General features: G+C 35.7%; 11 protein-coding genes and 1 tRNA gene. 8 read left to right on the top strand and 4 right to left on the bottom strand.

Features of this window, described 5'->3' with window-relative positions; all coding sequences use genetic code 11:
* Positions 1-111: 111 nt before the first annotated feature.
* The 5 genes from era (at position 112) to ACICQD_RS03625 (ending at position 5,693) form a co-directional block, all read left to right on the top strand.
* Positions 112-996, top strand: coding sequence for a GTPase Era (gene era / locus ACICQD_RS03645; RefSeq protein ID WP_010082484.1), 885 nt, complete (start codon positions 112-114; stop codon positions 994-996).
* Positions 989-1,810 (top strand): 3'-5' exonuclease, encoded by an 822-nt coding sequence (locus ACICQD_RS03640; protein WP_006279435.1) that lies wholly within the window; start codon positions 989-991, stop codon positions 1,808-1,810. The genes era and ACICQD_RS03640 overlap by 8 nt, the downstream gene beginning before the upstream one ends.
* 207 nt (positions 1,811-2,017) lie before the next feature.
* Positions 2,018-3,997, top strand: coding sequence for a porin (locus ACICQD_RS03635; RefSeq protein ID WP_010962806.1), 1,980 nt, complete (start codon positions 2,018-2,020; stop codon positions 3,995-3,997).
* Between the two features lie 771 nt (positions 3,998-4,768).
* Positions 4,769-5,575, top strand: coding sequence for a DUF2163 domain-containing protein (locus ACICQD_RS03630; protein ID WP_010962809.1), 807 nt, complete (start codon positions 4,769-4,771; stop codon positions 5,573-5,575).
* A 31-nt stretch (positions 5,576-5,606) separates the two neighbouring features.
* Positions 5,607-5,693 (top strand) — tRNA-Ser (locus tag ACICQD_RS03625).
* 106 nt (positions 5,694-5,799) lie between these two features.
* Here ACICQD_RS03625 and ACICQD_RS03620 read toward each other — a convergent pair.
* The 3 genes from ACICQD_RS03620 to ACICQD_RS03610 all read right to left on the bottom strand — a co-directional run bounded on the left by ACICQD_RS03620 (position 5,800) and on the right by ACICQD_RS03610 (position 6,726).
* On the bottom strand, positions 5,800-6,072 hold the full coding sequence (locus ACICQD_RS03620) for a hypothetical protein (RefSeq protein ID WP_227738602.1): 273 nt from the start codon (positions 6,070-6,072) through the stop codon (positions 5,800-5,802).
* The gene (locus tag ACICQD_RS03615; protein WP_285520262.1) at positions 6,021-6,170 is read right to left on the bottom strand and encodes a hypothetical protein; all 150 of its coding nucleotides are present in this window, start codon (positions 6,168-6,170) and stop codon (positions 6,021-6,023) included. Before ACICQD_RS03615 ends, ACICQD_RS03620 begins: the two co-directional genes overlap by 52 nt.
* 262 nt (positions 6,171-6,432) lie before the next feature.
* Positions 6,433-6,726: a transposase gene (locus ACICQD_RS03610; protein WP_080717625.1), complete on the bottom strand. Its 294-nt coding sequence runs from the start codon at positions 6,724-6,726 to the stop codon at positions 6,433-6,435.
* 359 nt (positions 6,727-7,085) lie between these two features.
* Here ACICQD_RS03610 and ACICQD_RS03605 point away from each other — a divergent pair, with 359 nt between their 5' ends.
* From ACICQD_RS03605 to ACICQD_RS03595, 3 genes are read left to right on the top strand one after another with little or no spacing between them, the layout of a single operon-like run.
* Complete coding sequence (locus tag ACICQD_RS03605; protein WP_264705999.1) at positions 7,086-8,195, top strand: PQQ-binding-like beta-propeller repeat protein; 1,110 nt, start codon at positions 7,086-7,088, stop codon at positions 8,193-8,195.
* Positions 8,188-9,576 carry a dihydrolipoyl dehydrogenase gene (lpdA, locus tag ACICQD_RS03600; protein ID WP_395461602.1) on the top strand — a complete coding sequence of 463 codons (1,389 nt, stop codon included), beginning with the start codon at positions 8,188-8,190 and terminating at the stop codon, positions 9,574-9,576. The genes ACICQD_RS03605 and lpdA overlap by 8 nt, the downstream gene beginning before the upstream one ends.
* A 2-nt stretch (positions 9,577-9,578) precedes the next feature.
* Positions 9,579-10,499 carry a tyrosine recombinase XerC gene (locus ACICQD_RS03595; RefSeq protein ID WP_341820363.1) on the top strand — a complete coding sequence of 307 codons (921 nt, stop codon included), beginning with the start codon at positions 9,579-9,581 and terminating at the stop codon, positions 10,497-10,499.
* Here the strand turns inward: ACICQD_RS03595 and ACICQD_RS03590 are convergent.
* A complete protein-coding gene (locus tag ACICQD_RS03590; RefSeq protein WP_395461601.1) occupies positions 10,496-11,992 on the bottom strand; it encodes an ankyrin repeat domain-containing protein in 1,497 nt (498 codons plus the stop codon). The two genes, ACICQD_RS03595 and ACICQD_RS03590, sit on opposite strands and share 4 nt — an antisense overlap.
* Positions 11,993-11,999: the final 7 nt, after the last annotated feature.

Genomic DNA, 11,999 nt, shown 5'->3' with positions numbered 1-11,999 from the left:
CAATGGCGTCAACTCAAGAACCTTCATTAGCAAACCCTCCTATGGATTTTCTGACTTCTTGTCATATAAGTAGCTTGACGCGGGCATTCAGTTTTCTTTATAATTTTCTTTGTGAAAGAACAAAAATGCTTATTTGTAACCATAGCTGGCTTACCAAATGCTGGGAAGTCTACATTAATTAACAGCATCATAGGCAAGAAAATTGCAATTGTCACCCCTAAAGTGCAAACAACAAGGACGCAAATAAGGGGTGTTGCAACATGCAACAACACACAAATTGTCTTTACTGACTCCCCAGGAATTTTCTCAGCAGAAACAAAACTTGAAAAAGCTTTAGTCAAATCTGCATGGTCGGCAGTTAAGGATAGTGACATCACTTTGTTGCTTGTTGATGTAAGCAATTATTTGAAAAATATAGAAAGAATTAAGACTATATTTATGCGGCTGCAGCGCACAAAAGGCAGATGCATTTTGGTTATCAATAAAACTGATTTGGTAAAAAGGCCTGAATTAAAGATGGCGCATGAGCATCTGAATTTGCTTTATAAATTTGAAAAGGTTTTTATGATATCAGCATTAAAGAATGATGGACTTTCTGATTTGATGAATTACTTGTCTGAAGTTGCATCGGTGAGCCCCTGGTTTTATGAAGAAGATCAAATAACCGATTCCTCGACAAATTTTTTATCAGCAGAAATTACGAGAGAAAAATTATTCTTGAACTTGCGTGAAGAATTGCCATACTCTACAGCTGTTATAACTGAACAATTTGAGGAAAAAAAAGATAAGAGTTTAGTCATCAAACAGATCATATTTGTGTTGAAAGATAGTCATAAAAAAATAGTACTAGGAAAAGATGGCAGTAATATTAAAAAAATTAATATCGAAGCGCGTGCTGAACTAGAAAAATTATTTGAGTGCAAGGTACACCTCTTTTTATTTGTGAAAGTGCGACCTTGGATCGACCGTCCGGAGGAGTATATAGGCAATGCTTAATTCTTTATTGGTATTTGATATTGAAACTATACCAGATGTAAATTCCTGCAAAAATTTACTCAATATTAGTGATGATAGTAGTGTAGAAGAGAAGAGGGATGCATTAACAAAATATCATCTTGAAATAACAAACGGGCAAAACTCTTTTCTGCGTCAGCCTTTTCACCTTGTTGTAGTTATTAGTTTTTTACTTTGCAATATAAGCTACCAGAGTGGTTATGAGGTGTTCACACTGCAAGAAATAAGATCTGGAGGCACACTAAATTCCAGTGAAAAGGAGCTAGTGAAAGGATTTTTTAACTACATATCAGAGAAAAAGCCAAGATTAGTTTCGTTCAACGGACGCACTTTTGATATACCAGTGCTGAAGTATCGTGCTATGGTCCATGGCATTCAAGCAGAATATTTTCATAAAGCTGGCGATAAGTGGAATAGTTACAATCAGAGATATAGCAGTGATTGGCATTGTGATTTGCTTGAATCCCTCTCTGATTTTGGAGCTTCTGCGAGAGTAAAAATGAACGAAGTTTGTGCAGCATTTAATCTTCCTGGTAAGATTGGAGTTGATGGGTCACAAGTTATGGACTTATACGATAGCGGCAAGATACAAGAGATTCGAGATTATTGTGAAACAGATGTAATTAACACTTATTTGATTTACTTAAGGTTCATGCATCATCAGGGAAGGATTACTACTGAAAGCTACAACAAAAGTGTGGAAGAGCTGCTTTTAGAGTGCGAAAAAAAAGAATACCTAAAGAAATTTAAAGAAGAATGGCAAATAACTTGTGGTGGAAAAATTTTACTTCCATAGAATAAATAGTCGAGTTATAATGCACTAACAAGCGAACCTCTGTACTAAATTTTGGTTAATATACACGTTGAGCATATTAAGAAAGTTGCTTTTAAGGTATTGCATTTTACTTTTATTTTCGTTATAAGGTTGCTTTAAGTTGAATTTTCAACATTTTTATACTATTTACATTTAAGATATGATTTCGAAATTTTTTGGGGGCACTTCATGAAAAAGTCTATGTATACTAGAACTGCTCTAGTTTCTTTATTAACTTTATGTTCTTTCAGCAGTTTTGCAGCTGACTTTCCTGATGAGAGTATGAAGGAAATAAAAAAGCAAGAGAGCACAAAAACTTCTGGAAAAGTGGAAGTTATGAAAACATCAAATAAAAAACTGAAAGAAAAGATGGACAGAATATGTAATGCTGATCCAAGAAAAAAAGCTGAAGAGCTTAAGAAAAAAGAGGAGCTAAGATTAGCAGCCGAGCAGAAGAAAAAAGAGGAGATCAGGCTAGCAAATGAGAAAAAAGCAAAGCTTATAGAGGATTCAAAAGCGAAAGCTCTAAACGCTAAGAATTCTAATATAGAAAAAGGTAAAGTTTCAAAAACTAAGCGTTCTAAAACTAAGAATGCTAAAGTTGAAGCTAAAGATGTAAAGAAGGATATAAAAGTTGTTAACAAAAATACAGAGGAAAAAGGTAAGGCAAGTCCTGTTGTTTCAGTTGGTGGAGTTGATATTATCGATACCAATCAAGGGCAAAGTAATTTAAGAATAACTTTTGGTGGTGTTGTTGATGCTCAAGGTTATGGCAAAGCTGGACCAAGTGGCGCAGATTATAAACGTTATAACGTTATGCCAAACAGATCTACAGAGTATTATAATGCCACTCCAGATATAACAAGAGGAGCAAATCCAATATTCTATGAAGGAATAGGAAATATTGGTGATTACAGCAATGATATGGGTATGATTGCTGATGCGATATTACACCTCAGAGCAGAAAATAAAAATGAAGATTTAGGTCTTCTTTATGGTGCTGACGTGCAGTTTCATGTTCCAGTGACCGAAGGTAAGGGAGCTTCACAGGGTGTTTATGCTGCGAAAGGCAGAAGTGCGCATGTGTTTGTTAACTCAAAATATGGTGACGTGAAGCTTGGTTACCAATTTGGTCCTGAGGCTCTGATGAGACTTGATGCAACAAGAATTGCAACTGTTGATGGAGCTGCAGATAGTGACTGGTTCAGAAAAGTGAACTTAGAAGGAAGCGCTGCTAGCTTTCCATTTTATGTAACACCACGTCTTTACACTGAAAGTTTTTCGAGTGAAAGTGAAAAATTCTCTTTCCGCATGGCAGGGAAATATAATAAAGGCGTTATGACTACACTGCCATTTAGAGTTGCTTACTACTCACCAAATTATATGGGCGCAAGATTTGGTATCAGCTACTCACCTCGTTATGATAGTGGTTTGTTTACTGTAAAAGAAACAGTTTCAGAAGATAAAGGCGGTAAGATAGAACATAAGGAAACGATAAAGCATGTCGGCCCAGACTATGAGCACATAGTAAGTGCTGGTGCATCATATGAATATGACTTTGATAAACATAACATAAAAGTTAAAACTTCTGCAGTTGGTGAATATGGCTTTCCAAAGCAACCAAGTAAAGATAAGCATCTTTATAAGGAATTTGTGGAGTATAATGACCTGATGGGTGTTAATTTTGGTGTAAGCGCTGATTATAAGATTAATGAAGATCAAGGCGTAAAGTTTGCTGCCTCTTTTGCATACTTGGGCAAATCTGGTCAACCGAAGGGTATTAAAAAATTAATTGGTGATACCTATACGGAAATTGATAGTAAAGATGCTACTGATGGCAAAAGAGTGGAAGGGCTGAAAGCTCAATTTGGTAAAGATAGTATAGATACCATGTATTGGACTGTAGGAGCTGGGTATCAACATGAGAATATCTACACAAGTTTGACGTATTTTGGCAGCAGAATGAATGACAAAGATATGCTTCATGATGGTGCACTTGGCGTTCAATATGATCTGTCTCCTGCATGCAGTAAGAGCAAATTTGTTCCTTACGCAGCTCTCCATTATTTTATGACTAACGAAACAGGTAAGCTGAAAGATGAGTCTGATGCTGATGTACCTTCTAACCAAGGAATTCTCCTTCTTACTGGTGTGAAGTTTTCTTTCTAACCAGCCAGTACACACCACAGTTAACTGTGGTGTATTCTTGTCTGTTAGTGTTTATTTGTCGATCAAATAAACATATGGTGTCCTCTCTCCTGTCATCCCAGTGCGTGACACACAACTGTACGAACATTGTGATTTGAGGACACTCCACCAAGAAGGATGTCATCCCAGTGCCCAGACACTGGGATCCAGCTTTCCATGCAACTTCATCAAAAGCGTTTATTCAGCATAAGATCAGCCACTTTTTATGCTCACCAAATCAGTTTGCTTACTTACAAGCAAAATTTCCTGGATTCCAGTGGGCTTTGTTGCATCGCTACTTATGAAAGGCTAACTATAGTTAGGATTATAAGTAACCTATTGAAAATCTTGTTTTTTTGCAATCAATCTGATCAAATTTAAGAATAGTAATTTATTATTTACATTAATAAATTTAATTCTATTGAAAATAGCTAAAGCATTGAAATTCTTGAATTTTAGCCGGATTAGTGAGTGGTAGTGAAATTTCTTTTACTCAAATTTAGGTATTCACTGACCGTTCTTGTTATAAATACCAGAATAATAAGCTACTGATATTCTCCATCTTTTTTATCTTTAATCCATCATAGCTAGCGATGCAACAAAGCCATTCCAGTGTCAAGCACTGGAATGACACCCTATGGTCACCGGAATGACGCTTTATGGCTACTTAGATGATGAGAAAAGAACACACTGCCCTTATTCTACTGGCCGTATAGCTACTTTCAAATTTAATCAATTAAGCAGGAGGCCCCTATGCAAACCACACTAAAAAATCATTTAGCTGGAGAATTACTTACCACCGCTACGTGCTGGAAATTAAAGCTCGCAGGTGGAGAAGTAATGGGATTCACTGACTATGATGAAGATTTAAATATTGATAATATACTCTATAAATCTTCAAGTGGATTTACAGCCAGTAGTATAATATTAAACAGCGATTTGAAAACTGATAATCTAGAAATTGAAGGGATATTAAATAGTGCTGATATTAAAGAAGAAGATGTTTTATCAGGAAAGTACGACTTTGCAAATATTGAAATATTTCTTGTGAATTATAAAGACTTGACCCAGGGAACAATGAATCTACATTCAGGAATTTTTGGTAAAGTGACATTAAGTAGTGGAAGATTTATTGTTGAAATTAGAGGGCTTTCAGCAAAGCTTGAGAGAAGCATAGCAGAATTATACTCTCCTGCATGCAGAGCACAATTTTGCGATGATAAATGTAAAGCCGATACTAAAAAATTTAGTAAAATAAGTACAATCACTAAAGTAATAGACGAAAGAAGATTTGAAGACACGAATTTAACTGAGAGTGATGAATATTATAAGCACGGAGTAGTAAAATTCTTTGGCTCAATAGCGTTTGAAGGTGTAGTAAAAGAATATAAAAATAAAGTAGTTACGTTGTTTACTTCGCCTCCATACCAAATTTTTGCTGGAGATAAATATTCAATACTCGCAGGTTGCGATAAAACATTTCCAACTTGCAGAAGCAAGTTTAACAATACTGTGAATTTTCGTGGTGAACCCTATATACCAGGTTTTTATATTGTTTAGCAGTACAATTTTCAATATTATGAATAAGCATGGAAAGGTGGCTGAGTGGTCTAAAGCACACGCTTGGAAAGCGTGCACATATGAAAATATGTCGGGGGTTCGAATCCCCCCTTTTCCGTATGTTACTTCTAGAATAGTATAAAACCCCCGGTCGCGCACACAACTGTACGAACATTGTAATATGGTACAATGTTACAACTATGCGGTGGTAATTTACGATAAATTCATGTAGCCATTTCAAATTTAGCCATACCAATGTCAGTAAATTGATTAAGCAAATAACACTTGAGTAGCAGTTCCTTCCCACGATTAATTTCAGATTTGTTCCGAAAATTAAACCCGAATGTTTGTTTCAGTCGCGAGAAAAAACTTTCTACATAAGATCTTTTTCCGTAGTTTGTTTGCCTTTTCCACCTCTTCATTCCATCTTCGCTGTATGACTTTATTAGTCTAATTGCAGCATTTCTCTCTGCCATACTTTGGATGCTCTGCTGCATTGTTTTTTTGGAGGAATTTTTGTCTTTATGCCGCATTCATCACACAATTTATAGAGTTTATGTCTGTCATATGCTCTGTCTGCATATAGTGCTTTTATGGCATGCTGAAAATTAACTCCTTTAAGTAAATCGCAAGCTCCATAGTGATCAGACCGTTACTGTATTTTGCAGCTATGGCTTTTTTGCTGTTTATATTCAACATTACATGCAATTTTCTTGTCTGTTCATAACCACGATATTTTCTGTCAGCGCTATTTTCCTTGCTGTGTGTTGTTATAAATGCTGATGCTTGTGCTATCTATGGCAATTTCGATATCTTCCATATTATTTTTATCAATTCTGCAATCATTGATCTTAATATTAAGTTTTTTTTGAAGCTTGCGAATAGCTGATAACTGCCAAATCTCTTCCTATTTGTTGCAAATATCCTTTTATAAACCCGACTGTTTGTCTTAAGCCAATTCTAAAAAGATTAACGATTATATGCACTAAAATCACAACTTTATCACTATAAATATAGTTGCCGCCCTGCATTTTTGGACTATTTTCATACCAATTTTCGATAGCTTTATCGATGTAACGAAAAATATTTCCTCTTTTTTCTAGAAATTTGTTATATTCATGGCAGTTACTAACTCTCATTTTTTGTGGCATATTTTTCCTTAAGCGGTTAAATGGCTATTTTATAATGAATTTTGTCAGTAGCCACCAGATTTTTTCAGTTGCGATGCAACAGAGCCATCCCAGTGTCAAGCACTGGGATGACAGGAAAAGAGGCTATTTGGATGACATCTTTCTTCTTGGTATAAATTACTTTTATATCTCAATGTTCGTACAGCTATGCACGTTGCCGCATAGTGGATGAGGTGTACTACCTCTAAGAGTATACATTATCTCACATAATAATATAATATTTCGTTCATAAATCAACGTTTTTAACATGCAGCAAGAACATTTCCGTTGTAATTAAGGTTCTTAAGATGTATATTAATGAATCTTGTTTTCAATAAATAATGAAAGTAATAATTGTCATGATAATGTTATTGTGTAGCAGTTACACAATGGCAAGCGAGCGAATAATTCTAGTGGATAAAAAACTATCTCAAGGATATGTAGCTCCAGTGCTTACAGAAGATAGCGTTATTTTATCAGACAAGCACGGCGCTTTATATTCCTTTGATATTGATAACTCAAAGGCTATGAATTGGAAATTACACCTCTCACATAGGAAAAAAATTAGTAACATGAGCCTATTGCGTCACAGAGGAAACGTTTTCTTTATAGTGGATAACGTTCTACACACAATAGATGCAAAAACCGGCGAGATTCAGTGGGAAAAAGAATTGAGAGCTCCAGTAAGAGGGAAAGCAGCAGTAATAAATAATAAATTGGTAGTATTGACTATTGATAATTATCTGTACGTGTTTGATATAAAAGATGGCAGCTCCGTTTGGACTTATCAAAACGGTATCAATGAGGTTCGAGGTTGGTATTCCATATCGCCAGCAATTTCTAACGATAAAATAATAGCGCCATTTTCAAATGGTGAGTTAATAGCTTTTAATGAAGACGGTAAAAAATTGTGGAGCCAAAAATTGGCTACAAACCTTTTGGATACACAGCTCACAGATGTAACTACTACACCAAGAGTGCTTGGCGATACTTTAATAGCTACAAATAATTCTTATATTTATAGCATTGACGTGAAATCAGGAAATATTTTATGGTCAAAGTCACTGCAAGTAAAAAGTGTATCAGACATTGAATCATATTACAGTCCTCTCATTCCTGTAAAGAAACAAAAAGAAGGCGGAAGAATTTTTATAGTTACTAAAGACGATAAAATAATTGGCCTGGATATAAAAAATGGAGAAACAGTCTGGGCATCTGATTTAATAGAAAATACGCAATTGTTTGCTCCAATTATGCATGCCCATACACTGTGGGTGACAAGCAATAAAGGTTCAATGTTTGCTTTTCCGGGATCTGAAAGTGCAGGAAAGGTAGTCAAAGTACCTGGTAATGTGTTTCACACTCCAGTGTTTACTCGCAATAAGATATATGTAACAACTGAGGGAAAAGGTGTTTATTCTTTAGAAAATAGGTTTGTTTTTTATGACTGATTATGATTTAATTGTTATAGGTGGTGGCCCAGGAGGCTATAAGTGTGCTATCGCTGCTGCAAAACTTGGATTGAAAGTTGCCTGCATAGATAAAAATAGCATTTTTGGTGGTACGTGCCTGCGGGTTGGGTGCATACCCTCCAAAGCATTGCTCCATTCTTCCTATCAGTATGCTCACACGAAAAATGATCTGTCGAAGCTTGGCATAAAAATTAAGGACGCAAGTTTCGATTTAAAAGAAATGCTAGGCTATAAGGACGCCAGAGTTCAGGAACTTGGAAAAGGTATAGAATATCTGTTTAACCTTCATAAAATCACTAAAATCAATGGGCTTGGGAAAATTACTTCTTTTGATCAAGGCAATCTTGAAGTTTCAGTTGAAGGCAAGGCACTGAAGACAAAAAATATAGTAATTGCAACCGGTTCTGATGTTATTTCTTTGCCAGGAATTAATATCGATGAGAAAAGTATTATTTCATCAACTGGTGCATTATCTTTAACTGAAGTACCAAAAAAACTTGTCGTAATCGGAGCTGGGGCAATAGGGCTTGAAATGTCTTCTGTATGGAGGAGGCTAGGGTCTGAAGTCACTGTAGTAGAATTTTTTGACAGAATCGCTGCAGCAATGGATGGAGAATTAAGTAAGTCTCTACTTTCTAGTCTACAAAAACAAGGAATAAAATTTTTACTTAGCACTAAAGTTGAGGAGATAAAACAAAGTAGTAATTCTTTGAGTATGAAAGTTTGCTCTGTAAAAGATAATCAAACAAACACTATAGAGGCGGATAAGGTATTGGTGGCAGCAGGACGCAAACCATGCACTGAGAATCTTGGTATTGATGAAAAAATAGAAAAAGATAATCGCGGTTTCGTTCAAGTTAACAACAGATATGAAACTAATGTGAAAGGAATATTTGCTATTGGTGATGTGATTGGTGGAGCAATGCTTGCTCATAAAGCAGAGGAAGAAGGAGTGGCAGTTGCAGAGATAATAGCAGGACAGTCACCTCACGTTGATTATGGAATCATACCATCTGTCATTTACACTCACCCTGCGGTTTCTTCAATTGGTAAAACCGAAGAGGAACTCAAAAATGCTGGCCGTAAGTACAAAGTTGGTAAATGTCAATTTGCTGCAAACGGCAGAGCAAAAATCACTGATGATGCTGAAGGATTCGTGAAAGTGCTGACTTGTAGCAGAGCAGATACAATACTAGGTGTGCATATCATAGGAGCATACGCTGATACGCTAATCAACGAAGCAGCAGTTGCAATGGCATATGGCGCAGCAGCAGAGGATATATACAGAATTTGTCACTCTCATCCTGATATAAATGAAGCCTTTCGAGATGCGTGCATCGATGCTTTCTTTAAAAAATAATTGTGGACCTCGGTTCAATCATTGAAAAATGGTATGAGTGGCTGAGGTGCAACAGATCTTATTCACCAAACACTTTAGAGTCATACATGAGGGACTTGAAGGATCTTATAAGTTTCCTAAATACTCACATTGGTGGAGAAGTAAATGTCGGCACTTTGGAAAAATTGAGCGTACCTGAGTTAAGAAGTTGGCTTACCTCTCGTTACGCAAGAGGTGTAAACGCAAGATCCAACACTCGAGCACTCTCAGTAATCAGAAATTTCTTCAAGTACATAAAAAATAACCACAATATAGACAATGAAGCTGTATTTTCCTTATCAAGGCCAATTCAGAGAAGAACTTTGCCCAAAGCATTATCAATACCTGATATAAAAACTTTATTGGAAGAAATGAAACTATCCGATCTGGGCGAATCTTGGGTGGTAAAAAGAGAAATTGCGATTATCGTCCTGCTATATAGTACAGGCTTAAGAATCAGTGAAGCGTTGAACCTTAGGGTTAGTGATATTAACAATGAAAGTTTAATAGTAACAGGTAAGGGAGATAAACAAAGGCAGGTATTCATTCTCCCAGTAGTAAAAAAATGTATACAAGAATATGTAAAAGCCTGTCCTTACCTTGATGAAGCACAACATCTTTTTGTGGGAGTAAGAGGAAAAAAATTGGGAAGAACTTATGTGGCCAATCGTTTGCAAAAAATAAGGAGAATGTTAAATTTACCAGAAATTTTATCTCCACATGCATTTCGCCATAGTTTTGCTACTCATTTGCTTCAGGAAGATATTGACATAAGATCAATACAACAACTGCTTGGTCACTCAAGCCTGGAAACTACTCAAATTTACACTCACCTCAATTATCAAGATGTTTTTAACATGTACAAAAATTTTCAGCAGGGCCTGGAGAAGAAATCAAAACTTTAACTTCGTTCTAAACCACCAAGCTGAGTGCTTTCAACATCACTAAGTATTGTGTTTGCTTTATATAAACTACAACATCCTAATAAAAAAAAAGCCAGTGCAACTGCTGTAAAGAAAGCACTTATTATCCCTGGATAATCTTCTATTACTAAACATGCAACAACAGTATATACTCCAAGCAATATAAAACATGCAGAAGCGTAGTTGCTTAGTTTTCTACCAGAAGAAATTGCTTGCGAGGATTTTTCGTTTTTATTACTACGGAGCAGTCTATTTTCTGATGAAAGCCTATCTCTTTCTTCCCTTACTTGTTCCAAATCTCTTTTTAATCGTGAAATTTCGACAGTGTCGCTTGCTCTTCCACACACAATTCTTTTAAATTCAATCAATTCACTTTGTTGAGCCGATTTTTCCTGTCTTACTTGCCCTAAATCTCTTTCTAATAGTGAAATTTTGCTAGTTTTATTCGTTAGCTCTTGCTCTTTCTCTACAAGTTGAGCTTTTGTTCTTTCAAGCCCTTGTAAAAACTTCTCAAAATCTTCTGGTATATTATTCGTATTTGCAGGAAATTTTTCATTTAAATAATCTTTAATAGAGTTAACTGGATTATCAACACCCCCCAATGCAGCAGTAACAACTGCACGATTTATAAAACAATTATCTTCTACTAATTTTTTCACATCATCTAAATCTTTTCTATTAATAGTATCAGTTAATCGGCTCTGAATAGCTTGTTCAATTGTTTGCTTTAATTGTGCATACTGCTCGTAACTAAAATCTAGGTCTTTATGTTTTAAAAGTTTTGTCAATACTTCTTTTTCATCTTCTGTTATCGTTCGTAAACATAATCGAATAATTAAGCTAAGTGGTGTTTTTATTCTTCCATCTTGGGTTCTTCTCCAGCAATTAGGATGAAGCTCTTGATTCAATAGTGTTTTCGCTTGGCAAATATTTCCGCTAGAAAGAGCAGCTAATAACTCTTTTCCTTTCTGTGCTTTTTGTATTTCTATTATCAAATGCCCAGCACGATTTTGTCTAGCACATCCCTCAGGATTTTGATGGTTTTTATTGGTTAGATAAGTGTTTATGTTTGGATGACTTAGTAAGAGTTGTAAAGTTTTCTTTTGTTGAAAGCACATTGCTAGATGCAAAACTGTATTGTTATTATTTTGTTCAGAAATATTAACATCTATGCTCCGGTGCAGTAGGAGCAACCTAATCATATTCTGATATTCTTTTTCTGTTTCAGAGCCTGCAGACAAATTAGTAACTATGGACATCAAAGGTGTCATGCCTTCTTTATCAAACGCATTAACATCCGCACCCTCTGCCAGAGCTTCTTTAAAATCTTCTAGGTTTCCATCATCAATAGCCTTAAATAGCTGTTTTGTTGATTCACTTAGCTGTCTTGAAGTTGTCGGATTTCGAGCTTGCGATGCCGTGTTATCACCACCTCCATAAGCTCCATAATATGCTACACCGTTTCTATAAGGCATACTAAAC

Origin of the sequence: Wolbachia endosymbiont (group A) of Therophilus tumidulus (assembly GCF_964277345.1) — a bacterium.
Classification (GTDB): domain Bacteria; phylum Pseudomonadota; class Alphaproteobacteria; order Rickettsiales; family Anaplasmataceae; genus Wolbachia; species Wolbachia pipientis.
Note: the sequence above shows the minus strand (reverse complement) of the source record. Positions and strands in the feature narration are given on the sequence as shown.